Source organism: Allobosea sp. 117, assembly GCF_000702305.1.
Taxonomy (GTDB): domain Bacteria; phylum Pseudomonadota; class Alphaproteobacteria; order Rhizobiales; family Xanthobacteraceae; genus Ancylobacter.
Genome location: NZ_JNLC01000013.1, coordinates 90082 through 115027 on the forward strand (window position 1 = coordinate 90082; position 24946 = coordinate 115027).

Here is a 24946-nt window from a genome sequence, read left to right on the forward strand (position 1 = left end):
TAAGCCTTCTGCCGTTTCCCCGCGAGGGGCGCGGATTCCACCTGTAGCCGATCAGCCCTGCTTGGCGCGCTTGGGCGCGCCCGGGGCGGGATCGCCGGCGCTCTTGGCGGCGGGGGCGGCCGCGGCGGGGGCCGGCGGGGTGGCCGGCACGGGCTTGCGGGCGGCGAGCCGGCCGCGCTCCAGCAGCGAGGGGGGCGGGGCCTCCGCCGCCGGCTGGATCAGCTTGCGCGCCTCCTCGGCCGTCATCGGCTCGCCGAACAGGAAGCCCTGCGCATAGTCGCAGCCGAGCTTCGACAGCAGCGCGGCCGCCGGCTCGCTCTCGGCGCCTTCCGCGACCACCTCCATGCCGAGCTCATGGGCGAGGTTGATGATCGAGCGCACGATCACCGGGCGCGGCGCCTTGCCATTGCCGCGCGAGAGGTCGCGCACGAAGCTCTGGTCGATCTTGATGGTGTCGAAGGGGAAGCGCTGCAGATAGGCGAGCGAGGAGTAGCCGGTGCCGAAATCGTCGAGCGCGAGCCCGGCGCCGAGCTCGCGGATGCGCATCAGCATCTGCGCGGCATATTCCGGGTTCTCCATGATCAGCGACTCGGTGAGCTCCAGCTTGAGCGTGCCGGTCGCCACCACGTTGCGCGCCAGCACCGCTTTGAGATCCTGGATCAGGTCGTGGCGCAGCATCTGGCGGGAGGAGACGTTGACGCTGATGAACATCGGCTCGCCGCGCACCTGACGCTGCCAGGTGCCGAGCTGCCGGGCGGCGGTGTCGAGCACGAACAGGCCGATGTCGACGATAAGCCCGGTCTCCTCGGCGATGCCGATGAAGTCGTCCGGGCCGAGCGTGCCGAGCTGGGGGTGGTTCCAGCGCACCAGCGCCTCGAAGCCGGCGACCTTGCGGCCGTCGAGCCGCACCACCGGCTGGTAGAGCACGCTCATCTCGCTGCGCTCGAGCGCGCGGCGCAGGTCGCTCTCGATGGTCAGCCGGTCGAGCTTGTGGGTGCGCATCGCCGGGCGGAACACCTCGATGCGGTCGCCGCCGGCGCGCTTGGCGAAGTGCATGGCGAGCTCGGCGTCCTTCAGCACCTCGGCGGGCTGGCGCTTCTGGCCGTCCGAGAGGAACATGCCGATCGAGGCGGTGATGAAGATCTCGCGGTCGCCGAAGGTGATCGGCGCGCGCAGCGTGCGGCGCAGCGTGTCGGCGAAGGCGGTGATCCGCTCGGGGTCGCGCTCGAACAGCAGGACGAGGCCGAAATGGTCGCCGCCGAGGCGGGCCAGCGTGTCGTGCTGCTTCATCAGCCGCATCAGCCGGCGGGCGACGGTGAGCAGGATGGAATCGCCGGCCGCCATGCCGAGGCTGGTGTTCACCTGCTTGAAGCGATCGAGGTCGATCATCAGCACGGTGGGCTTCAGCGTGTCGTCGGCGCGGGCGAGGCCGAGCGCCGAGGAGAGCCGGTCGAGGAACAATTCGCGGTTCGGCAGGCCGGTGAGGTTGTCGTGCACGGCGTCGTGCAGCAGCCGTTCCTCGGCGGTGCGGGTGTCGGTCACATCGGTGAGCGTGCCGATGCAGCGCACCACCTCGCCATCGGTGCCGACGACCGGGCGGGCGCGCAGGTTGAACCACAGATAATGCCCGTCCTGCGCGCGCAGGCGGAAATCCTGGTCGATGCGGCCGCGCCGCTGGTCGAGCACGCCGTCGAGGGTGGCGCGGAAGCGGTCGCGGTCGCCGGGATGGATCACGTCGAGCCAGCCGGCCGCCTCGGTCTCCAGCGCGCCGCGCTTGAGGCCCAGCGCCTCCTCGACCTCGGGGCTGACATGGATGCGGTCGGTGTCGACGTCCCAGTCCCACACGATGTCGCCGGAGCCGGCGACGGCGAGCGCGCGGCGCTCCAGCTCCTGCGCCGTGCCGGCGATGGCGCCGAGGCCGGCGAAGGCATGCTGCATCACGGTGAAGCCGATCAGCATTACGATCAGCACGAGGCCGCCGAGCAGCGCCGGCGCGACGAGGTCGTTGCCGATATAGCCGGACACGGCGAGGCCGGCGGTGATGACCCAGACCACCAACAGGAACAGCGTCGGGATGATCAGCACCGCGCGGTCGTAGCGGTGCATGGCGAGCCATACCACGACGCCGAAGCCCATGAAGGCGACGGCGAGCAGCGACAGGCGCGCAATGCCGGCCGCCGCCGCCGGGTCGAGCAGGGCGAGACCGACCAGCGCGGCGAGGAAGACCAGCCAGCCGGCGGCGATATGGGCGTAGCGCACATGCCAGCGGTTGAGGTTCAGATAGGCGAAGAGGAACACCACCAGCGTCGCGGCGAGGATTGCCTCGCCGGCCGCCCGCCAGAACTGCTGGGCCAGCGGCGAGATGCCGAACACCTTGGCCCAGAATCCGAAATCGAGGCCGATATAGCCGAGCACCGCCCAGGCGAGCGCCGCCGCCGCCGGGAACATGGCGCTGCCCTTCACCACGAAGAGGATGGTGAGGAACAGCGCCAGCAGGCCGGCAATGCCGATGACGATGCCGTTGTACAGGGTGAAGCTGTTCACCTTGTCCTTGAAGGCTTCCGGCTCCCACAGATAGAGCTGCGGCAGCTTGCGGTCGGTGAGCTCGGCGACCAGCGTCACCGTGGTGCCGGGATCGAGCGTGATCAGGAAGACGTCGGCGTCCGGCGAGTTCTGGCGCTCGGGGCGGAAGCCCTGGCTCGCGGTGATGTTGACGATGCGGCGGTTGCCGAGGTCCGGCCAGAACATGCCGGAGCCGACCATGCGGTAGTGCGGCGCGACGATCAGCCGGTCGACCTGCTCGTCGGTGTTGTTGGCGAGCGCGAACACCGCCCACTGGCTGCCGTTCGGGCTGGGCGCCACCGCGCGCACCTCGATGCGCCGCACGATGCCGTCGGCGCCGGGCACGGTGGAGACCTGGATGCGGTCGCTGTCGCTGCTGTGCAGCTCGACCGCCGGGGCGATGTCGATGACCAGCGCCTCGAGCCGGACGGCGATGGCGTCGAGCGCATAGGCCGGCAGGACATGCGCACCGGCGACGAGCGCCAGGGCAAACGCGAACGCCGCAAGCCGGCAAGCCGGTTGTGCGACCGCGCTGGCGGCGAGACGACGGACGATGCGCAAAAATCCACCTCGAATGCTGCTTCGAACGAACGCGGCGCCATGCCCCGGCGACGGACGCGCGCCGATGAGTAGCGGTGCGCGGCGGCGTGAGCAAGGCGAGGGAGAATGTCGCAATCATGGCGACAAGGAAAGCCGACCCGCGGGAAGCCGCCCTCGGGTGCCTTTCTACCAGTGCGCAAGCCGCTACGGGGAAGCCGACGAAGCTGGACCGGAAGGCTGGGCGCCGTTGCCGGCGGGGGCGGAGGGCGCGGACGGCCGGGGTGAGGCGGGCGCGGGTGCCGCAGGAGGACTGGCCGGCGTCGGCGACTTCGCCGGTCCTCCCTGCGTGGACGATGCGGGCGCCGGTGACGCCGTCGCCGGTGCCGCGGCCACGGGCGCGCGGCCGGTCCAGAGCCGCACCTTGTTCTCCGCCGTGGTGCGCTCCTCGGGCGTGAGCGTCGCCAGCATCTGCTCGAGATAGTCGTCGTTCAGTCCCTGCTGCTTGGCATAGAGATGCCAGGCCGCCGCCATCACCTTGTCCTGCGGCAGGCCACGGCCGGCGGAGAGGATACGGGCAAGGCGGTTCTGCGCGATGGCGTTGCCGGCGAGCGCCGCCTTGCGGAACAGGCGCGCGGCCTCCTCCTCGTTCTTCGGCACGCCGCTGCCGTTGAACACCATGATCGCGTATTCGACGGTGGCCACGGTGTGGTCCAGCAGCGTGGCGCGCTGGAGCAGGCGCGCCGTCTCGCCGATGTCGCGCGGCACGCCGTTGCCGTCGCGATAGAGCGTGGCGAGGGCGTAGAGCGCATCGGGCTGGTCGCGGTCGGCGGCGCGGCGGAACCATTCGGCGGCGGCCGAGAGGTCGCGCGGCACCACGTCGCCCTCGAAGAACAGCAGGCCAAGATTGTAGGCGGCGACCGGGTTGCCCTTCTCGGCGGCCTGGCGGAACAGGTCAAAGGCGCCCCGCTTGTCGGCGGTCTCGCCGCGTCCCTGCAGCTTCAGCACCGCGAGGGCGAACAGGGCGTCGGCATTGCCGCGATCGGCGGCGGCGCGGTACCACTGATGCGCCTTGGCGAGGTCCTGCGGCAGGCCGAAGCCCTGGGAATAGAGCTCGCCGACCAGCGTCATGGCGACAGCGTCGTTGCCCTGGTTGGCGCGGGCGACGGCGAGGTTCAGCGCCGTGACGTAGCGCCCGCGCTGATAGGCGGCATAGGCGGCATCCGTCGGGACGCCCGAGGCGGCGGGAGCCGGCGCGGAGGGGGTAGGTGATCCGCCAGCGGGAGGAGCCGGCTGCTGCGCGCCGGCGGGCGTCGCGAGCGCGAGCAAGGCCAGAAGGGTGAGCAGCCGCCGCGCCATCAGCTACGCTCCGCGCCGGCGAGACGGCCGGCAAGCGCCGGGCCGACGCCCTCGGGGTCGTCGAGCAGAAGCGCTCCCACGGCGATGAAGTCGGCACCGGCGCCGATCAGCGCGTCGGCTTCGGCGAGCGTCTCCGCATAGCCGACGCAGGGCGGCTCGAAGAGCTGCGCCCACCATTCGATGCGTTCCAGCACGGCGTCGAAGGCGGCGCGGCGGCCGGCGGAATCGGGTTCGCCGAACATCACATAATCGGCTCCGAGCTCGCCCGCCGTCATCGCGTCGTGACGGGTGCGCAGGCCGCCGACACCGGCGATGCCGTGCGGGTGGACCGCGCCGATCGCCGCCTGCAGAGCGGCGATGCCGTCGAGATGGACGCCGTCGAAGCCCTGCTTCAGGGCGCCGACATCGCCCTCGGCGAGGCAGGCGGCACTGATCTCGTGCGCGGCCGCCAGAAGCGGGGCCGGCTCGAACGCCGCCCCGGCCGGGCGGCGCAGCAGCACGGCGGCGATATCGACGCGGTGGCCGGCCGCGCGGATGGCCGCGCCAAGCCCGTTCTCATCCCCGCGCGCGGGCGCGGCGATCAGATAGAGCCGCGGCGCGGACCGCGTCGGTTCAGCTTCACGTCGGGCCATGGACGAGCCATTTCAGCAAGATGGGGCAAAAGAGCGACCAGGGTGCATGGCGGCTCCAGTACGGCGTCCTTTTTCCTAGAACAAGTCGCGCCGAAACTGAACGGCATTTGCGGCCGCGGTCGTTCCACAAGCTATTGATCGGCTGGCGGTTCTCTCAAGGGCTGCGAAGCGGACGCTTTTCCCCCTCGGCGCGGCGGTCGCGGACAAAGCGGCGGATTTCGTTGCGATCTTCTCAATCTTATGGAGATGTCCTCGCCGAGGATCGGCCCGTCCGCTTTCTGGGTACGCCGCGCGGTGCTAATCAGCCTGTGCCGCGATCGGCGGCGATCGACCGGTCCTGCTCGGGGGAAACATGCTGAAGCCGTCCGTCCGTGCCGTCGCTCGTGTGGCGGTGACGATCGCCCTGTCCTCGCCGCTCCTTATGGCTGCCGGCGGCGCGTCCGCGCAGCAGCCATCCGCGCCGGCGCCGGCCGCGGCGGCAAACCCGTCCGGCGCGGCGTCGCTCGTCTGGCCGCGCAGCTTCGACCTTGCCGGCGGCAATCTGCTTCAGGTCTATCAGCCGCTGATCGAACAGTGGGACGGCGACCAGCTCTCCGGCCGCGCCGCCATCGCCATCGGCCCGAAGAACGGCACACCGACCTACGGCATCGCCCATTTCACTGCGCTGGTCGCGATCGACAAGCCGGCGAAGCTCGCGCAGCTCAGCAACATCAGGGTCGTGAAGGTCGACGTACCGACTGCGCCTTCCCAGGACGTCGCGCTGATGAGCGCGCTGCAGTCGCGCCTGCCGCCGCAGGGCATCACGGTGGCGCTCGACCACCTCACCACGAGCTACGCTGCGGCCAAGGAACTGTCGGCCGAACTCGCCCAGCCGGTGCAGAACACGCCGCCGAAGATCGTCTTCGCCGCCAGTCCGACGCTGCTCGTGCTGGTCGCCGGCAAGCCGGTGCTGCAGCCGTTGCAGGGCGTGCCGGGCTATCAGCGGGTGATCAACACCCGTCCGCTGATCCTGGTCGACGCCAATGGGGTCTATCACCTGCAGGCGGCGGGTAGCTGGTACGAGGCGACGAGCCTCGAGGGATCGTGGGTCGTCACCGCCTCGCCGAGCCCGGCGCTCGAAGCCGCTGGAGGCACCGCCAATTACGAGGAGGCGGCGGACGCGATGATGCCGGCGGACGGCAAGAAGCCGGCGCAGCCGGCTGCGGTCATCGTCGCCACCATGCCGACCGAGGTGATCGTGACGAACGGCCAGCCGCAGATGGTGCCGGTCGACGGGACCTCGCTGCTGCGCATGAGCAACGCCGACCACGCCGTGCTGCTCGACCCGTCGAGCAACGACTATTACGTCCTCATCTCCGGCCGCTGGTTCAAGGCGCGCGACCTCAAGGGGCCGTGGGCCTTCGTGCCGGGCTCGTCGCTGCCGGGCTCGTTCGCCAAGATCGCCGCCACCGACCCGGTCGCCAACGTGCTGGTCTCGGTGCCGGGCACGCCGCAGGCCAAGGAGGCGGCGATCGCCGCCTCCGTGCCGCAGACGGCCACCATCGCCCGCAACACCGACCTCACCATCCAGTATGACGGCGGCGCGGCGAAGTTCGTGCCGATCTCCGGCACCGTGCTCGCCTATGCGGAGAACACCCGCACGCCGGTCATCCGGCTCGACGCCGAGCGCTATTACGCGGTGTTCCAGGGCGCCTGGTTCGTCTCCTCGACGCCGGGCGGCCCGTGGGTGGTGGCCGACGTAGTGCCGGCGGCGATCTACACGATTCCGGTGTCCTCGCCGCTGCACTACGTCACCTATGTGCGCGTCTATGCCAGCACCGCCGATTCCGTCGTGGTCGGCTACACGCCGGGCTATTTCGGCGTGGTGCTGGCGCCCGGCGGCACCGTTGTCTACGGCAGCGGCTATGACTGCGTCGGCTATGTCGGCACCTACTGGTACGGCTGCCCGGTGACCTATGGCTACGACGCCGCCTTCGGCTGGACCGACGGCTTTGCCTTCGGCTTCGCGCCCGGCTGGGGCTGGGGCTATGCCTCGCCGTGGTGGGGGCCGTATTGGGGCCCCGGGCCGTGGGGCGGAACGTGGAACGCGGTCAACGTCAACCAGACCAACATCTACGGCCAGTGGGGCGGCAACGCCACGGTGAACCACGCCTATGGCTATAATTCGTGGACCGGCAACCAGTGGTCGCAGAGCAACTGGAGCGGCCAGACCGGGCGCGGCACCGCCTTTTCCGGGCGGTCGGGCGCGGCGTTCAATCCGTGGAGCGGCAACTATGCCGCCGGCGCCGAGAACAGCCGCTACAATCCGGCGACCGGCGCCTCGGGCGCCTCGCGCTCCGGCATCACCGGAAATGTCGACACCGGCAATTTCGCCGCCGGGCGCCAGTCCGCCGGCTACGACCCGGCCACCGGCACCGGCCATGCCTCGGAGACCGGCATCACCCGCGACGATGGCAATGTGAGCGTCGCCAGTCGCGGCGTCGCCGGCAACGTCAACACCGGCAATGCGGTCGGCTGGAACAATGGCAACATCTACACCGACCACGACGGCACGATCCACCAGTACAGCAACGATGGCTGGCAGCATCAGACCATCGATGGCTGGGATCGCGACACCGATCCCGACCAGATCAACCGCCTCGATACGCAGCGCCAGTTCCAGGACATGGGCGGCCAGCGCTTCGACGATTTCGCGCGCGGCGGCGGCTATGACGGCTTTGGCGGCGGCGACCGGTTCGGGGGTGGCGATTTCGGTGGCGACCGGTTCGGCGGAGGCGGCGGCTTCGGGGGAGGCTTCCGCGGTGGATTCGGCGGCGGGTTCGGTGGCGGGTTCCGCCGCTGAACCTGCTCCGTAGACAGGGCTTCACATGCAAACGCCGCCCGGAGGGGCGGCGTTTTTCGTGAGGTGTCAGCTTGAGGCGAGGCCGCTCAGGCGGCCTTCTTCTGCTCGACCTCGGGCGTCCATTTACCGAGCGCGGCGAGATAGTTCATCTTGGCGCGGTGGTTGAACGCCGCCTGGCCGGCGGCCCAGTTCTCCGGCTTGCCGGACCACGCCTTCTGCGGCGCCGCCTGAAGGGCGCGGCCATAGGAGAAGGTGAGGTTCCAGGGCAGGCCGCCGATCTTGATCATGGCATCGAGATGGGCGGTGGCCTCCTCGTCCGACTGGCCGCCGGAAAGGAAGGCGACGCCCGGCACGGCGGAGGGCACGCAGTTCTTCAGGCAGCGGATGGTCTTCTCGGCCACTTCCTGCACGGAGGCCTGCTTCGGCGCCTTCTTGCCCGGCACGACCATGTTCGGCTTCAGCACCATGCCCTCGAGGCGGATGCGGGCGTAGAAGAGCTGCTGGAACACCTCCTTCAGCACCCACTCGGTGACCTCGTAGCAGCGGTCGATGTCGTGGGCGCCGTCCATCAGCACTTCCGGCTCGACGATCGGCACGATCTTCGCCTCCTGGCACAGCGCCGCGTAGCGGGCCAGCGCCTGGGCATTGGCGATGATCGAGGCATAGCTCGGGATGTGCGGCCCGATGTCGATCACCGCGCGCCATTTCGCGAAGCGGGCGCCGAGGTCGTAATATTCCTTCAGCCGGCCGCCGAGGCCGTCGAGGCCCTCGGTGATGGTCTCGCCCGGGCAGCCGGCCTGCGGCTTGGCGCCGGCGTCGACCTTGATGCCCGGAATGGAGCCGGCGGCCTCGATCAGCTTCACCAGCGGCGTGCCGTCTTTGGCGTTCTGCCGGATGGTCTCGTCGAACAGGATGACGCCGGAGATGTAGTCCTTCATCGCCTCGTCGGTGCGGAACAGCATCTCGCGGTAGTCGCGGCGGTTCTCGAAGGTGGATTCGACGCCGATCGCGTCGAAGCGCTTCTTGATCGTGCTGGAGCTCTCGTCGGCGGCCAGAATGCCCTTGCCGCCCGCACACATCTTGTAGGCAATTTCGTCAAGACTTGCCGTCATCGTTCTTCTCCCGCGCAAACCAACAGACCCGCACCCCGCGGCCCGTTCTTCCGCAGGGTACGGTTCTTCAATATCGTCTTATATCGCCTATGGCACCTTGATCTTCCGCTAATCAATACCGGTGCAGCGGCACTCAGCGTCGCAGGGCCTCCACACCCGGCAACGCCTTACCTTCGAGCCATTCGAGGAACGCGCCCCCGGCGGTCGAGACATAGGTGAAGTGGCTCGCCGCCCCGGCGTGGTTCAGCGCCGCCACGGTGTCGCCGCCACCGGCGACCGACAGGATGCGCCCCTCGTCGGTCAGCTCCGCCGCGGCTTTTGCGACCGCCACCGTGGCGGCATCGAAGGGCGGCAGCTCGAAGGCGCCGAAGGGGCCGTTCCACAGCACCGTCTTCACGCCGTCGAGCTTGGAGACGACGTTGGCGATCGAGGCCGGGCCGGCATCGAGGATCATCTCGTCGCCGGCGACGTCATCGACACCGGCCACGCGGTGCGGCGCGTTGGCCTTGAACTCGGTCGCCGCCACCGCATCGACCGGCAGCACGATCTCGCAGCCGGCCGCCTTCGCCTTGGCGAGGATGTCCAGCGCGGTGCCGGCGAGGTCGTGCTCGCAGAGCGACTTGCCGACGTCCTTGCCCTCGGCAGCGAGGAAGGTGTTGGCCATGCCGCCGCCGATCACCAGAAGATCGACCTTGGAGACGAGGTTGCCGAGCAGGTCGAGCTTGGACGACACCTTGGCGCCGCCGACCACCGCCATCACCGGATGCTCCGGCGCCTCGAGAGCCTTTGCCAGCGCCTCGATCTCCTCCTGCATGCAGCGCCCGGCATAGGCGGGAAGCAGATGCGCCAAGCCCTCGGTGGAGGCGTGGGCGCGGTGGGCGGTGGCGAAGGCGTCGTTGACGTAGAGGTCGCCGAGCTTGGCGAGCGCGGCGACGAAGGCCGGGTCGTTCTTCTCCTCGCGCGGATCGAAGCGGGTGTTCTCCAGCAGCAGCACCTCGCCGGGCGCGAGCTTGGCGACCGCTGCCTCGGCCTCCTCGCCGATGGTCGCCGGCACGAAGCCGACCGGGCGGCCGAGCCGCTCGGCGACCGCTTTGGCGATGGGCGCCAGCGAGAGCTTGGGATCGACGCCCTTCGGCCGGCCGAAATGAGCGAGCAGGATCACCTTGCCGCCCTTGTCGGCGATCTCGCGGATGGTCGGCAGCACGGCCTGGATGCGGGTGTCGTCGGTGACGCGGCCGTCCTCGACCGGCACGTTGAGATCGACGCGCACCAGCACGCGCTTGCCCGCGACATCGGCGTCATCAAGGGTGCGGAAGGCGGAAGGCGAGTGGCTCTGGGTCATGGCTCTGTCCGGTGAGGAGGAACCGCGCGGTTCAGTCGTCCCCGGAGGATGTTCTTGTCGATCAGGCGGCTTCGCCTGAACGGGCTCCGGTGGGATTGGCGGCTTTGCCGTTCTTATGGAGAAGGCCGGGGCCATTTTCGGCGCCCGGCCTTGCTTTGGGTTCAGATCGTCTTCGCGAAGGCGACGGAGGTGTCGAGCATGCGGTTCGAGAAGCCCCACTCATTGTCGTACCAGGTGAGGATGCGCACGAAATTGCCTTCCATCACCTTGGTCTGGTCGATCGCGAAGATCGAGGAGTGCGGGTCGTGGTTGAAGTCGCGCGAGACCAGCGGCTCCTCGGTGTAGCCGAGCACGCCCTTCAGCGGGCCGTTGGCGGCCGCCTTGATGGCCTCGTTGATCTCGTCCTTGGTGGTGTTGCGCTTGGCGACGAACTTCAGGTCGACGACCGACACGTTCGGGGTCGGCACGCGGATCGACGAGCCGTCCAGCTTGCCCTTGAGCTCCGGCAGCACGAGGCCGACCGCCTTGGCGGCGCCGGTCGAGGTCGGGATCATCGACAGCGCCGCGGCGCGGGCGCGGTAGAGATCCTTGTGCATCTGGTCCAGCGAGGGCTGGTCGTTGGTGTAGGAGTGGATGGTGGTCATGAAGCCGTGGTCGACGCCGACCAGGTCGTTCAGCACCTTTACCACCGGCACCAGGCAGTTGGTGGTGCACGAGGCGTTGGAGATGACCTGCATGTCCTTGGTCAGCTTGTCGTGGTTCACGCCGTAGACGACCGTCAGATCGGCGCCATCGGCGGGGGCCGAGACGATCACCCGCTTGGCGCCGGCGGTCAGGTGCGCGGCGGCCTTGTCGCGGGCGGTGAAGATGCCGGTGCATTCCAGCGCGATGTCGACGCCGAGCGCCGCGTGCGGCAGCTCTGCAGGATTCTTGATCGCGGTGACTTTGATCTTCTTGCCGTCGACGACGATGCTGTCGCCCTCGACCTTCACCTCGCTCGGGAAGCGGCCATGCACCGAGTCGTAGCGCAGCAGATGGGCGTTGGTCTCGACCGGGCCGAGGTCGTTGATGGCCACGATCTCGATGTCGGTGCGGCCCGACTCGACTGCGGCGCGCAGCACATTGCGGCCGATGCGTCCGAACCCGTTGATGGCGACCTTGAGCGTCATGCGTCTTTCCCCGAAATGAGCGTTCTGTGAACCGTGACCATCCGCGCTGAGGCCTCATAACCTGCCGGACGCAGCGGCACCAGTCGCCGGAACGGCGAGCGCGGCACAATTGCGCAGCTCGACGGCCGGTTCTGCGCCGAGCGCATGGCTCAGCCGGCCAGCTTCTTCAGCCGGCTGCGGGTGGCGGCCGCCACGCCCTCGGCGGTGAGGCCGAAATGCGCGAAGACCTTGTCCGCCGGGCCCGAGGCGCCGAAGCCGGTCATGCCGACGAAGGCGGCGTCGGAGCCGACGATGGCGTCCCAGCCCTGCCGGATCGCGGCTTCCACGGCGACCTTGACCGGAGCGGTGCCCACCACCTGCCGGCGGCTCTCCTCCGGCTGGTTCAGGAACAGCTCGAAGCAGGGCACCGAGACGACGCGGGTCGGGATGCCCTCGTCCTCGAGGATCTCGCGGGCGCTGGCGACCAGCGAGACCTCCGAGCCGGAAGCGAACAGCGAGACCTTGGCCGGGCCGGAGGCGGCGATCAGCTCATAGGCGCCGCGCGTGGTCAGGCAGCGCTCATTGTCGCCGCGCCGCAGCAGCGGCAGGTTCTGGCGGGTCAGCACCAGCACGCTCGGGCCGTTCTTGTGCTCCAGCGCCAGCCGCCAGGCTTCCGCCGTCTCGACCGTGTCGCAGGGGCGGAAGACCAGGAGGTTCGGGATGGCGCGCAGCGCGGCGAGCTGTTCGACCGGCTGGTGGGTCGGGCCGTCCTCGCCCACCCCGATCGAATCGTGGGTGAACACATAGACGACATGCGTGCCCATCAGCGCCGCGAGGCGGATGGAGGGGCGGCAATAATCGGAGAAGACGAGGAAGGTGCCGCCATAGGGGATGAAGCCGCCATGCAGCGCGATGCCGTTCATCGCCGCCGCCATGCCGTGCTCGCGGATGCCCCAGTTCACATAGCGGCCATCATATTTCGGCGGCTCGACATAGACCGAGGTGGCCTTGGTCTTGGTGTTGTTGGAGTGGGTGAGATCGGCCGAGCCGCCGACCATGTCCGGTATGACCGCGGTCAGCGCCTCCAGCACGATCTCGGACGACTTGCGGGTCGCCACGGCGGCGCCGTCCGACAGCGCCTTGGCGATCACGCCGGCGATCGCCTCAGTGTATTTCGAGGGCAGCTCGCCGCGGATGCGCCGCTCGAACTCGCTGCGCTTGCCGATCTCGGCGTCCTTCAGGCGCTGCGACCAGGCCTTGTGCGCCTGCCGCGAGCGCAACCCGGCGAGGCGCCAGGCGTCGAGCACGTCGCTCGGGATCACGAAGGGCTCGGAGTCCCAGCCGAGCGCCTTGCGGGTGGCGGCGATCTCGGCGGCGCCGAGCGGGGCGCCGTGCACGCCGTTGGTGCCGGCCTTGTTGGGCGAGCCGAAGCCGATGGTGGTGCGGCAGGCGATCAGCGAGGGCTTGCTGGTGGTCTTGGCGCGCTCGATGGCGGCGAGGATGGCGTCCGGGTCGTGGCCGTCGATGCGGGTCGCCTCCCAGCCGGACGCCTCGAAGCGGGCGAGCTGGTCGGTCGAGACGGAGAGCGAGGTCGGCCCGTCGATGGTGATCTGGTTGTCGTCGTAGAGCACGATCAGCTTGCCGAGCTTCAGGTGCCCGGCGAGCTCGATCGCCTCCTCGGAGATGCCTTCCATCAGGTCGCCGTCGCCGGCGAGCACATAGGTGTAGTGGTCGACCAGCTCCGGGCCGAACTGGGCGGCCAGCATGCGCTCGGCGAGCGCGAAGCCGACCGCGTTGGCGATGCCCTGGCCGAGCGGGCCGGTGGTGGTCTCGACGCCGATGGTGTGGCCGTATTCCGGATGGCCCGGCGTCTTCGAGCCGAGCTGGCGGAACGCCTTGATGTCGTCGATGCCCATGCTCTCGTAGCCGGTCAGGTACAACAGCGCGTAGAGCAGCATCGAGCCGTGGCCGGCGGAGAGGATGAAGCGGTCGCGATCCGGCCAGGCGGGATCGCATGCGTCGAACTTCAGCACCTTGCCGAACAGCACCGTGGCAACGTCCGCGGCGCCCATGGGCAGGCCGGGATGGCCGGACTTCGCCGCCTCGACGGCATCCATGGCGAGCGCCCGGATGGCATTGGCCATGCGGTCATGCTTTTCACGGTTGGACATGAGGGCTGCGGTCTCCGAAAGATGCGGCGCGAGCGCCGTGCCGTGCTTGGGGGGCTGCCGCAGGGGGCAGGGACGGGCGCGGAGTGATAACACCCCGCCTGCACCTGTCAAACGCGCAAAAGGGCGGGAGGATGCGCGGCGGTTGACGCTCGCGCGCGGTGCGCTCAATTGTTACGAATTCCTCGCGACCCGAATCGTCGCCTTCTCCAATGCGGGAGCCCGCTGCTCGGATGGCCGAACCGGCATCGATCGAAGCCGCGACGCGGCGGCTCTACACCGCCATCGAGGCGCTGGAGGCGGCGGTCGGCCGGCGCCTTGAGGTGGAGCGGCAGGAAGCGGCGCTCGCCGCGCAGCTTCACGCGCTCGGCGCCGACCGCTCGCGCCTCGCCGCCGAGCTCGACGGGGCGCAGGCCCGCGCCCACGAGCTCGCCGGCGCCAATCACGAGGTCTCCCGCCGGCTCGGCAGCGCGATGGAGACGATCCGCGCGGTGCTGGCCGCCCATGAGCGCTAAGGGAAACGATCCATGGCCCACGTCACTGTCAGCATCGCCGGGCGCGCCTATCGCATGGCCTGCGACGACGGGCAGGAGGAGCATCTGACCGGTCTGGCGACCGAGGTCGACTCCCGCATCGACCAGCTTCGCAGCGCCTTCGGCGAGATCGGCGACCAGCGCCTCAGCGTGATGGCGGCGATCACCATCGCCGACGAGCTCGCCGAGGCGCGCCGCCAGATCCGCGCGCTGGAGCAGGACGTCGCCAATGAGCGAGGCGCCCGCGACGCCGCGCTGGAGCAGTTGGGGCGCACCGAGCAGGCGGTGGCCGGCGCGGTGCTCGGCGCCGCCGAGCGGCTGGAGCAGCTCGCCCGCGAGCTGGGCACCAGCCCTTCCGCCGGCGTGGCGATGGGGTGAGTGGCGGCCGGCTGGGCGTCGGCCCGGGTGTCGTCGTCTTCCCGCGCACCGTCATCCTGAGGTGCTCGCGAAGCGAGCCTCGAAGGATGGTGCTCCGGGCGCACGAGGCGAGCATCCATCAAGGCTCGGGCGTTGCCCGAGCGCCTCAGGATGACGTGGTTCGGAGAGGGGGCGGTGTCCGCGTCGGCTCGCACCCCCGCCTCCGCACGCCTCAATATCCCACCGTAAAGCGTCCCTTCACGTGGCGCGGAGTCTCGATCTCGTCGATGAGGGCGACAGCGAAGTCCTCGTAGGAGACCGCGCTCTTGCCCTCGGCATCGACGAGAAGCTGGTCGCCGCCGAGCCGGAAGGTGCCGGTGCGCTCTCCCTCGAAGAAATAGGCGGAGGGGCTCAGCATGGTCCAGTCGAGGTCGTCGGCGCCGCGAAGGAGGTCCAGATAGGCCTTGCCGCCGCGCGCCTCGGCCAGATAGGGCGCAGGGAATTCGGGGGTGTCGACCAGCAGCGCGCCGGGCGCCACCTCGAGGCTGCCGGCGCCGCCGACGGCGAGATAGCGCTTCACGCCCGAGGCGCGGACGGCCTTCAGGATGTTGGCCGGATCGGCGGCGGTAAACATCACCGCGCTGATCACCACGTCGTGCCCGGCGAGCGCCTTCGCAAGCGCCTCGGGCCGGTCCACGTCGCCGGCGGCGACGGTCAGCCCCGGCCGGGCGGCGAGCTTCGAAGGATCGCGGACGATGCCGGTGACCTCGTGTCCGCGCCGCAGGGCTTCGTCGGTGAGGCGGCGGCCGGCCCGGCCGGCGGCGCCGATGATGGCGATCTTCATGATGGGCCTCCTCGATCTCATATGGTAATGTGGTCTCAATTCGAGACCAAGTTCATATGCGAATGCGCCCGAAGGCGTAAAGAAGGCACTTGAAAATCAGATGGTTACGTCAAGGGAACCAGCCGAGCCCGCTACCGCCGTCGCGACCTTCGTCAGGGACGGGCGCCTCGAGAATGGGCGCATTGACGTGGACTGTCCGATCCGGGCGGTGCTCGACCGCATCGGCGACAAATGGAGCTACCTCCTGGTGCTGCACCTCGCCGACGGGCCGCGCCGCTTTGGCGAGCTCAGGCGCGCGATCGACGACATCTCGCAGCGCATGCTGACCGAGACGCTGCGCAGCCTGCAGCGCGACGGGCTGGTCTCCCGCACGGTGTTCCCGACCACGCCGCCGAGCGTCGAGTACCGCCTCACCGAACTCGGCCGCTCGCTGCTGGCGCCGATGCGCGAGCTGGTGCGATGGGCGGACGCCAAGCGCCCCGACATCCTCGCCGCGCGCGAGGCCTATGACCGCGGCGAGGGGTGACGCTTCGGCGCGCGGGAAGCCCTCGACCTCAGCCGAGCAGGTTGCCCTTGCGCGCCAGGAAGTCCCGGGTGGCGATATCGGTCATGCGTGCGCCGATGAGATGCCACTCATGACCAGTCGTCTTGCGGGCAGCCCATTTGCGCAGCACGTCGCGCACGTCCTCGGCGATGCCGATCACCGTTCCCAACACCGGCACATAGTGCAGCGGTTTGATGACCCAGCTGGTGATCTCGAACACGCGCTCGGCCCGCCGACCGGCTTCGGCCCGCTCATAGGTCTCCTGCATGGCCTTCAGCAATTCGCGCTGCCCGACCCGCTGGTCGGCGCGATCGAGGAACGGGCGGATGCGTGCCGCATAGCGGGCAATGAGAGGATCGCGCTTCACCGCCATCAGCGAGAGCGCGTCAGGCGGAGCGAAATTCAGAAGCCCAGCCCCGAAATTGTCTGCGTCGACGAGCCGATCGGAGATGGCGGGAATCGGATAGGGCGTCGGCAGGCGGCGTTCCGCCACGAAGTCGGCGATCTCGCTCAGCAGGCGGATGTCGTCCTCGCCCAGCACCAGCACGGCTGTGGCGTCGGGCGCCGCACGCAGATGCAGGAACAGCCGGCACAAATAGTGCCGCGCGAGGGTGCGGCGCACCTCGGCCTCTCGGACCCGCATCGCGTCTTTCGCGGCAACGTCGAGGTCGTCGAAGGAAAAGTCCCCGATCCGGGCTTGGGATGCCGGGGACAGCGCATCGCTATCGAGGAGCAACTCGGCGAAGGTCTGGCTGTCGTCGTCCCACTCCCGCCCGCCATAGGCTGCCTCGTCATTGATGCTCACGCCGAGATCGCGAGACGACAGTTCCGCTGGCCCGTTGGCCTGCGGCGGCATGGACCAGTCGATCGATGGCACCACCGTCTCGGTAGCCAGTGCGACGAAGGTCGCCGCCCGGTCGAAATAGAGCTTCGATACACGCCGATTTAGCGCCATATAATAGAGATGGGTCGTCCTGTTGCGTGACGGGTCGCGGACCTCGTCCACATAGCGGATGAGGCCTGTCTCGATAGAGCCGCCAAGCACGATCCGCATGCCATCTCGCAATCCGGTTGCTGCCGCCAAATCTATTCGGACGGTTCCGAGCCGGCAATCGCGCCGGCCGCCCGTCGAGCCGGTGTGACCGTCATTGTCACACCTCCGTCGGCCGGCGAGGCTTGACGGGGGGCGCCGCATCGGGGACAGGTGCGCCCGACCCTGAACCACCCGGCGCCGCGCTATCCGCCGCGCCACGGAACCCCGCAATGATCCGCTCCCCGCTCATGACCGTGATGGTCCAGGCCGTGCGCAAGGCCGGCCGCTCCCTCGTCCGCGACTTCGGCGAGGTCGAGAATCTCCAGGTCTCTCTGAAGGGCCCCGCCGATTTCGTCTCCAACGCCGACCGCAAGGCCGAGCGCATCCTGCACGACGAGCTCGCCAAGGCGCGACCCGCCTTCGGCTTCCTGATGGAGGAGAGCGGCGAGGTCGACGGCACCGACACCGCGCATCGCTGGATCATCGATCCGCTCGACGGCACCACCAATTTCCTGCACGGCATCCCGCTGTTCTGCGTCTCGCTCGCGCTGGCGCGCGACGGCGTGCCGGTGGCGGGGGTGGTCTACAACCCGGTCACCGACGAGCTGTTCATCGCCGAGAAGGGCGCCGGCGCCTTCATGAACGATCGGCGCATCCGCGTCGCGGCGCGGCGCAATCTCGCGGATTCGGTGATCTCCTGCGGCATGCCGCATATGGGGCGCGGCGATCTCGGCCGCTTCGCGCGCGAATATGGCGCGCTGGCGCCGAAGGTGGCGGGGCTGCGGCGCACCGGCTCGGCGGCGCTCGATCTCGCCTGGGTCGCCGCCGGGCGCTTCGACGGCTTCTGGGAGCGCGACCTCAGCGCCTGGGACATGGCGGCCGGCATCGTCCTCATCCGCGAGGCGGGCGGCTATGTCAGCGATCTCGACGACGGCGACAAGATCCTGGACAAGGGCCACGTCGTCGCCGGCAACGAGTTCATCCGCCGCGACCTGCTCGCCATCGTCCGCGCGGCGTGACGCCGCCGGCGGGCCGCGGTCCCGTCCGAAGCATGCCCGTTCCGGCGGTGCCGGGATCGGTCCGGCCCATGCCGGTCAGGCGCTTGGGTCGCGTCGCGCGGCGGTCGGAAATCGACGCCGCGCCGTTCCATTTCGTTGCGTCTATGGCATAGTCGCGCATCTTGCGTGCCGGCGGCCCCGGACGACGGCGAAGTGACGGCGACAGCGGAACGACGACTGGCATGGCGCATCCGGCGGACCCCTTCCTCAAACTGTCCTCGCCCCGCATCTTCCTGGTGCGGATGCTGGTCTTCCTCCTGCTCTGCGGCGCGCTCGCGGCGGTGATGTACCGGCAGATCTGGGAAGCCTTCCTCAACAATCCCGGCCTCAACGGCGTCATCTTCGGCGTGCTGTTCATCGGCATCGTCTTCGCCTTCCGGCAGGTGCTGCGGCTGTTCCCCGAGGTCGAATGGGTGAACAGCGTGCGGCTCGCCGATCCCGGCCTGGCGGTCGCGCGCGCGCCGGTGCTGCTGGCGCCGATGGCGGCGCTGCTGCGCGACCGGATCGGGCGCATGGCGATCTCGCAGACCACCATGCGCGGCATCCTCGAATCCATCGGCACCCGGCTCGACGAGGCGCGCGACCTGCTGCGCTACCTCACCGGCCTGCTGGTCTTCCTCGGCCTGCTTGGCACCTTCTGGGGCCTTCTGGAGACGGTGAGCTCGATCGGCCGGGTGATCGGCTCGCTCGATGTCGGGCCGGATTCGGCCTCCGTGCTCGATGCGCTGAAGTCGGGCCTCGCCGCCCCGCTGGGCGGCATGGGCATCTCCTTCTCGTCCTCGCTGTTCGGCCTCGCCGGCTCGCTGGTGCTCGGCTTCCTCGACCTGCAGACCGGTCAGGCGCAGAACCGCTTCTATACCGACCTCGAGGACTGGCTCTCGACCAGCGTCGCCGATCTCGGGCTCGACCTGCCGGTCGCCGCCCGCCCGGCGCCGCCCCCGGTGGTCGGCCCGGTGCTGCCGGCGCCGCAGGCCGTCACGCCGCCGGTGACGCCGCCGGCGCCACTCCCGGCGCTGCCCTCGCCCAATTACGTCCAGCTCACCCAGGCGATCGAGAAGCTGGAGCACACCATGAACGAGGCGGGCTCGCACCGCGTCACCGCGGCGATGGCGCATCTCGCCGAGAGCCTGCAGGGCCTCGTCCAGCACATGCGCTCGGAGCAGCAGATGGTGCGCGAGTGGGTGGAGGCGCAGGCAGAGCAGCAGCAGGAGATCAAGAAGGTCCTGGAGAAGCTCGCCCGCGCCGCCGACCGCGAGAGGATCTGATCCATGGCGGAAGGGTACTAAAGCATGGCACTTGGCCGCGCGCGCGGCGGCGAGCGCCGCATCGACTACTGGCCCGGCTTCGTCGATGCGCTCTCGACGCTGCTGCTCGTCTTCGTGTTCCTGCTCACCGTCTTCGTGCTGGTGCAGTTCTTCCTCACCCGCGAGATGGCCGGCAAGGACGACGCCATGGCGCGGCTTCAGGCGCAGATCCGCGAGCTGACCGACCTGCTGGCTCTGGAGCGCACCAGCCGCGACGACGCCGAGAGCGACCTCGGCTCGCTGCGCTCCAGCCTCGCGCTGATGCAGCAGGAGCGCGACCGGCTGCGCTCCGAGATCGTGGCGCCGCCCGACGAGGCCGAGCAGGCCGCCGCGCGGGGCCGCGCCGAGGCGCTGGCGAGCCAGCTCGCCCAGCAGAAGGACGTGGCCGCGCAGGCGCTCTCGCAGATCGACCTGCTCAACCAGCAGATCGCGGCGCTGCGCCGGCAGATGGCGGCGCTGGAGGAGGCGCTCGCCATCTCCGAGAGCAAGGACAAGGAGAGCCAGGCCAAGCTCGCCGATCTCGGGCGGCGGCTGAACGTGGCGCTCGCCCAGCGGGTGCAGGAGCTGACGCGCTTCCGCTCGGAGTTCTTCGGCCGGCTGCGCGCCATTCTCGGCGACCGGCCGGACATCCGCATCGTCGGCGACCGCTTCGTGTTCCAGTCCGAGGTGTTCTTCGATCCCGGCTCGGCGGGCATCCGCCCCGAGGCGATACCGGCCCTCGACAAGCTCGCCGAGGCGATCGCCGCGCTGGAAAAGGAGATCCCCTCCGACATCGCCTGGGTGCTCAGGGTCGACGGGCATACCGACAACCGGCCGATCCAGACGCCGCAATTCCCCTCGAACTGGGAGCTCTCGGCGGCGCGCGCCATCGCGGTGGTGCAGTATCTGGTCGGCAAGGGCATCCAGCCGGTGCATCTGGTCGCCGCCGGCTTCGGCGAGTACCAGCCGATCGACGCCGCCGACAGCGACGAGGCGCGCGCCAAGAACCGCCGCATCGAGCTGAAGCTCACCGAGCGATGAGCGCGGGCGCCAAGGCGCACAGCAGCGATGGCTGAGCTGACCTTCGTTCCGCTCGACGATAGCCGCCAGCCGGAACTCGTCGATCTGTGGGTCGCGAGCTGGCAGGCGGCGATGCCGGAGATCGATTTCGAGGCGCGGCGCGGCTGGCTCGCCGCCCGGCTCGACTCCCTCGCCGCCGAGGGCTCGGTGGCGCGCCTCGCGGTGGAACCGGGTGGCGCGCTCGCCGGCTTCGTGATGGTCTCGCCGGCAACGGGCTATCTCGACCAGCTCGCGGTGGCGCCGCGCCTTTGGGGAAGCGGCGTCGCGCAGGCGCTGGTCGTGGAGGCGCGGCGGCTCTCGCCGGGGCGGCTGGAGCTGCATGTGAACCAGGACAATCCCCGCGCCGTCACCTTCTACGAGCGCGAGGGGTTCCGGCGCAGCGGCATGGGCGTCAATCCGCGCTCCGGCCTGCCGATCTGGCGCTATGTGTGGGAGGCGGAGGTAACGCCGAATGCAGCGCCCGCGCAGCGTGAGGGGGCTTGAGGAGCTCGGCCGGGTGCGGCTGTCGCCGTCCTTCTTCCTGCGCGACTTCCTGCATTCCGAGATCGCGGACATCTACGGTCTGTCCAACGTGCCGGACGACCCGGACCTCGCCATCGTGGCCGGTCGGCGGCTCTGTGAGGAACTGCTGGAGCCGCTGCAGGCGCGCTTCGGGCGGCTCGCCATCCGCTCCGCCTTCCGCTCGGCGCAGGTGAACGCGCTCGGCAATCGCGACGGCCATAACTGCGCGTTGAACGCGGCGAGCTTCGCCGGCCACATCTGGGACCGGCGCGACGCGGAGGGCTGCATGGGCGCCACAGCCTGCGTGGTGGTGCCGGCCTTCATCCCGTACTACGAGGCGAGCGGCCGCTGGGAGGCGATGGCGTGGTGGGTGCACGACCATCTGCCCTATTCGGAGATGGAGTTCTTCCCGCGCTACGCCGCCTTCAACCTTGCCTGGCACGAGCGGCCCAAGCGGCGGATTCTCAGCTTCATCCCGCCGCGCCGCGGCGTGCTCACCAAGCCGGGCATGGCCAATAATGAAGGTCGGCACGAGGCCGAATACGCCGCTTTTCTTGAGAGCCTCGGCTAATCCTCGCCGAACTGCAGCGCCGCCAACCGCGCATAGAGGCCGCCCTTGGCGACCAGCGAGGCATGGGTGCCTTCCTCGACCACGCGGCCGGCTTCCATGACGAGGATACGGTCGGCCGAGAGCACGGTGGACAGCCGGTGGGCGATGACGATGGTGGTGCGCCCTTCCATGGAGCGGTCGAGCGCCTGCTGCACCAGCGTCTCGCTCTCGGCGTCGAGCGCCGAGGTCGCCTCGTCGAGCAGCAGCACCGGGGCCCGGCGCAATATGGCGCGGGCGATGGCGATGCGCTGGCGCTGGCCGCCGGAGAGCGTCACCCCGCGCTCGCCGACCGGGGTCTCCCAGCCCTGCGGCAGGCGGGCAACGAACTCGTCGGCGCGAGCGAGATGGCCGGCCTCCTCGACCTCGGCGTCGGTGGCGTCCGGCCGGCCGAGCCGGATGTTCTCGCGGATCGAGGCGGCGAATACCGCGACGTCCTGCGGCACCAGCGCGATGCGCGCGCGCACCGCCTCCGGATCAGCCATGCGCACGTCGACGCCGTCGAGGAGGATGCGCCCGCTCGTCGGGTCGTAGAAGCGCAGCAGAAGCTGGAACACCGTGCTCTTGCCGGCGCCGGAGGGGCCGACGATGGCGACCCGCTCGCCGGGCCGCACTTCGAAAGAGACGCCGTCGAGGGCGGCGATGCCGGGCCGGGTCGGATAGGCGAAGGCGACATGCTCGAAGCGCACCGCGCCATGCGGCGGCTCGGGCAGCGTCACCGGATCGGCAGGACGCTTGACCTCGGGCTGGACGGCCAGCAGTTCGGCGATGCGCTCGGTGGCGCCGGCGGCCTGCGAGACCTCGCCCCACACCTCGCCGAGCTGGCCGAGCCCGCTCGCCGCCAGTACCGCATAGAGCACGAACTGTCCGAGCGTGCCGGCGGTCATGGTGCCGGCGAGCACGGCGTTGGCGCCGGCCCAGAGAATGCCGACGACGCTGGCGAAGACGACGAAGATGCCGAACCCGGTCAGCATGGCGCGGGCGCGGATCGCGGCGCGCGCGGCGCCGAAGGAGCTCTCGACCTCGGCGGAAAAGCGCGCGTCGGCCGCCCGCTCCGCCGTGTTGGCCTGCAGGCTGCGCACCGCGCCGATCGCCTCGGCGGCATAGGCGGAGGCCTCGGCCAGCGTGTCCTGCGCGCCGCGTGAGCGCTTGCGCACGCCGCGCCCGGAGCCGAGCAGCACCGCCACGATCACCGGAATGGCGATGAGCAGGATCGCCGACAGCCACGGGCTGGTGATCGCCATCATGATCGCCGCGCCGATGAACATCATGATGTTGCGCAGCGCGATGGAGGCGGAGGCGCCGACCGCCGACTTGATCTGGGTGGTGTCGGCGGTGAGCCGCGAGATCAGCTCGCCGGACTTGGCGGTGTCGTAGAAGCGCCCGTCGAGCAGCAGGAGATGCGAGAAGACGGCGGCGCGCAGGTCGGCGACGATGCGCTCGCCGAGCGACATGACGAGGTAGTAGCGCACGGCCGAGGCGCCGGACAGCACGGCGACCACCACCAGCATCACCGCGAAATAGCGGTCGACGAAGCCGGCATGCCCGGCGTCGAAGCCGAAGTCGATCATCCGCCGCACGGCGATCGGCACCGCCAGCGTGGCGAGCGAGGCGACGACGAGCGCGACGAGCGCGGCGCAGGCCCGGCCGCGATAGCGCTTTACATGCGGCCACAGCGCCAGCAGGGGAGAGAGCCGCCGGCGGGCGGTGGGCGCGCTCGCCGGATAGGTCTCACTGCCTGCGCCCGCGCCTCCCGGATTTGCGGCACCCTGGCTTGCCTTGGCTGCGCCGGCTGCCGCGACGGCATCGGCTCCCGGCAGATCGCGTTGGCTCGGCAGATCGGCTTGTGTCACGGCAAGGTCTCGGTTATAGACCCGCACGGATTTCCGGCAGGATCGAATTGAGGATCGCCGCGTGGCCTCCCGGAAGGGGCCCGGCCCCGCGGCGGCGAGGATGCAACCCATGAAGAGCGACATCCATCCCGACTACCACTTCGTCAAGGTGGTGATGACGGACGGCACCGAGTACACGACCCGGACGACTTGGGGCAAGGAGGGCGACACCCTTCAGCTCGATATCGACTCGACGTCCCACCCGGCCTGGACCGGCGGCTCGCAGCAACTGCTCGACCGCGGCGGACGCGTCTCCAAGTTCCAGAAGAAGTTCGCCGGCTTCCTCAAGGCGTGAGAAAAGCGCGCCTTTCGCGGGCGCGCCTCATCCTTCGGAACGGCCGACATCAGAGCCTCCGCGTCCGGCGCGGGGGCTTTTCGCGTTCATGGCGGCGCGATGTCGCGTGGCGGCTGGTCGCGCGTGGGTTGCGGTTGAAGAGTGTGCGTTGGGCGGCCGGATCGGCCGAAGGGTTTCCCCTGGGTCCCGGATCGGCGCTTCGGCTTCGCCTCCGCTTGTCCGGGACACGCCGACCTTATGCTTCCCGGACAAGCCGCACGGCGTGCGGCGTCGATCCGGGACCCAGGAAAAACCCTTCGGCCATATGGCGAGACGCGCGTGATCGCGCGAGCCCTCAATGCCCCTCGAAGGCGGCGCGCAGCATGCCGAGCTGACGCACCACCGGGTTCGGGGCGGGGCGCGCGGTGCCGGTGAGTGCGGATTCGAGCATGAGGATACGCTGCTGCAGCTCGCGGGCGTCGTCGATCAGGTCGGCCAGCTCGTCGGGCAGCAGGCGCGCCTCGTCATCGGGCAGCCGCTCGGGGCGGCCGAGATCGACCTTCGCCTTCTCGCGCAGCGCCTCGCCGGGGGTGAGGTCGCCCTCGTTCACCGCGCGCTGGAGCAGCAGCCAGGAGGCGAGCTGCATCAGCCGGGTGGTGAGGCGCATGCTGTGCGTCGCATAGAGGCTGGCGCCGGTGCGGGTGAGCGCCCGGTAGGCGCTGCGGCCCGGCCCGTCCAGATAGGCGGCGGTGCGCTCGACGAGCGCCATGCCCTCCTGGAACAGGGCGTCGAACGCCGGGGACGTTGCCCTGCGCTCTCCGAGATTGATCGCCCGCGCGGCGCTTTCGCCATGATCGGCCATGCCAAACCTGCCATTCGCCCTGCCGACGCGAATCACGTCGGCAAATCCTAGATGTTTTGGCGTTGCCTCGCGCGGGACGGCTCTTCTGTCCACACACGCTTGCCGCACACGCTCGGCTCCGCACAGGGGGAGGCTGCAATCGCGGGGCCGGGAATCTGTGCCAAATCGGCACGCGCGCGAAAGGAGAAGGGCTCGCCCGTCGAAAAAAGAGCCGCCCGGAGGCGGCTCGTGAAGTGATGACAGGGAGGCGTCAAACAGAGTGGACAGGAGCCACTCACGTCCAAAAATTGGACAGTCCCTGTAATGAACCGGAAAGCTTAATGGCGGGTTAAGCGGGAAGGGACAGGGAACAAAAAAGGACCGGACCGGCGGCATT

The 24946-nt window shown here is 69.6% G+C and carries 21 protein-coding genes; 10 read left to right on the forward strand and 11 right to left on the reverse strand.

Annotated features, from left to right (window positions below; translation table 11 throughout):
- Nucleotides 1-51 precede the first annotated feature (51 nt).
- The 3 genes from U742_RS0111615 to U742_RS0111625 all read right to left on the reverse strand — a co-directional run bounded on the left by U742_RS0111615 (nt 52) and on the right by U742_RS0111625 (nt 5090).
- Nucleotides 52-3048, reverse strand: a complete 2997-nt coding sequence (locus U742_RS0111615) for an EAL domain-containing protein (protein ID WP_081852985.1) — start codon at nt 3046-3048, stop codon at nt 52-54.
- Between the two features lie 258 nt (nt 3049-3306).
- Nucleotides 3307-4458, reverse strand: coding sequence for a tetratricopeptide repeat protein (locus U742_RS0111620; protein ID WP_197028243.1), 1152 nt, complete (start codon nt 4456-4458; stop codon nt 3307-3309).
- Nucleotides 4458-5090: a thiamine phosphate synthase gene (locus U742_RS0111625; RefSeq protein WP_029353163.1), complete on the reverse strand. Its 633-nt coding sequence runs from the start codon at nt 5088-5090 to the stop codon at nt 4458-4460. The genes U742_RS0111620 and U742_RS0111625 overlap by 1 nt, the downstream gene beginning before the upstream one ends.
- A gap of 352 nt (nt 5091-5442) precedes the next feature.
- On the opposite strand from U742_RS0111625, the gene U742_RS0111630 reads away from it, so the two are divergent.
- Entirely contained in the window at nt 5443-7932 is a 2490-nt protein-coding gene (locus U742_RS0111630) for a carbohydrate-binding protein (protein WP_029353165.1), read from the forward strand.
- An 86-nt stretch (nt 7933-8018) separates the two neighbouring features.
- On the opposite strand, the gene U742_RS0111635 is transcribed toward U742_RS0111630, so the two are convergent.
- From U742_RS0111635 to tkt, 4 genes are all read right to left on the reverse strand, one after another.
- Entirely contained in the window at nt 8019-9044 is a 1026-nt protein-coding gene (locus U742_RS0111635) for a class I fructose-bisphosphate aldolase (protein WP_029353167.1), read from the reverse strand.
- A 133-nt stretch (nt 9045-9177) separates the two neighbouring features.
- Nucleotides 9178-10386, reverse strand: coding sequence for a phosphoglycerate kinase (locus U742_RS0111640; RefSeq protein ID WP_029353168.1), 1209 nt, complete (start codon nt 10384-10386; stop codon nt 9178-9180).
- Nucleotides 10387-10547: 161 nt separating this feature from the next.
- On the reverse strand, nt 10548-11555 hold the full coding sequence (gene gap, locus U742_RS0111645; protein ID WP_029353171.1) for a type I glyceraldehyde-3-phosphate dehydrogenase: 1008 nt from the start codon (nt 11553-11555) through the stop codon (nt 10548-10550).
- Nucleotides 11556-11704: 149 nt separating this feature from the next.
- Nucleotides 11705-13705, reverse strand: a complete 2001-nt coding sequence (gene tkt, locus U742_RS0111650) for a transketolase (RefSeq protein ID WP_029353172.1) — start codon at nt 13703-13705, stop codon at nt 11705-11707.
- A 230-nt stretch (nt 13706-13935) separates the two neighbouring features.
- Between tkt and U742_RS0111655 the strand changes: the two genes are divergently transcribed.
- Nucleotides 13936-14217 (forward strand): DUF4164 domain-containing protein, encoded by a 282-nt coding sequence (locus U742_RS0111655; RefSeq protein WP_038361345.1) that lies wholly within the window; start codon nt 13936-13938, stop codon nt 14215-14217.
- A gap of 12 nt (nt 14218-14229) precedes the next feature.
- A complete protein-coding gene (locus U742_RS0111660) occupies nt 14230-14613 on the forward strand; it encodes a cell division protein ZapA (protein ID WP_029353176.1) in 384 nt (127 codons plus the stop codon).
- Between the two features lie 211 nt (nt 14614-14824).
- Here the strand turns inward: U742_RS0111660 and U742_RS0111665 are convergent, their stop codons facing one another.
- On the reverse strand, nt 14825-15436 hold the full coding sequence (locus U742_RS0111665; protein ID WP_029353178.1) for an NAD(P)-dependent oxidoreductase: 612 nt from the start codon (nt 15434-15436) through the stop codon (nt 14825-14827).
- Nucleotides 15437-15617: 181 nt separating this feature from the next.
- Between U742_RS0111665 and U742_RS0111670 the strand changes: the two genes are divergently transcribed.
- Nucleotides 15618-15962, forward strand: a complete 345-nt coding sequence (locus tag U742_RS0111670) for a winged helix-turn-helix transcriptional regulator (RefSeq protein WP_248310352.1) — start codon at nt 15618-15620, stop codon at nt 15960-15962.
- A gap of 28 nt (nt 15963-15990) precedes the next feature.
- Here U742_RS0111670 and U742_RS0111675 read toward each other — a convergent pair whose 3' ends face one another.
- Nucleotides 15991-17064 carry a hypothetical protein gene (locus tag U742_RS0111675; protein WP_156034207.1) on the reverse strand — a complete coding sequence of 358 codons (1074 nt, stop codon included), beginning with the start codon at nt 17062-17064 and terminating at the stop codon, nt 15991-15993.
- A 179-nt stretch (nt 17065-17243) separates the two neighbouring features.
- Here U742_RS0111675 and U742_RS0111680 point away from each other — a divergent pair, with 179 nt between their 5' ends.
- From U742_RS0111680 to U742_RS0111700, 5 genes are all read left to right on the forward strand, one after another.
- Nucleotides 17244-18032: an inositol monophosphatase family protein gene (locus U742_RS0111680; RefSeq protein WP_029353185.1), complete on the forward strand. Its 789-nt coding sequence runs from the start codon at nt 17244-17246 to the stop codon at nt 18030-18032.
- Nucleotides 18033-18253: 221 nt separating this feature from the next.
- Nucleotides 18254-19336: a hypothetical protein gene (locus U742_RS0111685; RefSeq protein ID WP_038361351.1), complete on the forward strand. Its 1083-nt coding sequence runs from the start codon at nt 18254-18256 to the stop codon at nt 19334-19336.
- A gap of 24 nt (nt 19337-19360) precedes the next feature.
- Entirely contained in the window at nt 19361-20395 is a 1035-nt protein-coding gene (locus U742_RS0111690; protein ID WP_029353190.1) for a peptidoglycan -binding protein, read from the forward strand.
- Nucleotides 20396-20422: 27 nt separating this feature from the next.
- Nucleotides 20423-20917, forward strand: coding sequence for a GNAT family N-acetyltransferase (locus U742_RS0111695; RefSeq protein ID WP_081852986.1), 495 nt, complete (start codon nt 20423-20425; stop codon nt 20915-20917).
- Nucleotides 20886-21506 (forward strand): hypothetical protein, encoded by a 621-nt coding sequence (locus U742_RS0111700; RefSeq protein ID WP_029353192.1) that lies wholly within the window; start codon nt 20886-20888, stop codon nt 21504-21506. Before U742_RS0111695 ends, U742_RS0111700 begins: the two co-directional genes overlap by 32 nt.
- Here the strand turns inward: U742_RS0111700 and U742_RS0111705 are convergent.
- Nucleotides 21503-23395: an ABC transporter transmembrane domain-containing protein gene (locus U742_RS0111705; protein WP_248310341.1), complete on the reverse strand. Its 1893-nt coding sequence runs from the start codon at nt 23393-23395 to the stop codon at nt 21503-21505. The two genes, U742_RS0111700 and U742_RS0111705, sit on opposite strands and share 4 nt — an antisense overlap.
- Before the next feature lie 109 nt (nt 23396-23504).
- On the opposite strand from U742_RS0111705, the gene rpmE reads away from it, so the two are divergent.
- Nucleotides 23505-23729, forward strand: coding sequence for a 50S ribosomal protein L31 (rpmE, locus tag U742_RS0111710; RefSeq protein WP_029353196.1), 225 nt, complete (start codon nt 23505-23507; stop codon nt 23727-23729).
- Nucleotides 23730-24063: 334 nt separating this feature from the next.
- Here the strand turns inward: rpmE and U742_RS0111715 are convergent, their stop codons facing one another.
- Nucleotides 24064-24570, reverse strand: coding sequence for a protease adaptor protein RcdA (locus tag U742_RS0111715; RefSeq protein WP_029353197.1), 507 nt, complete (start codon nt 24568-24570; stop codon nt 24064-24066).
- Nucleotides 24571-24946: the final 376 nt, after the last annotated feature.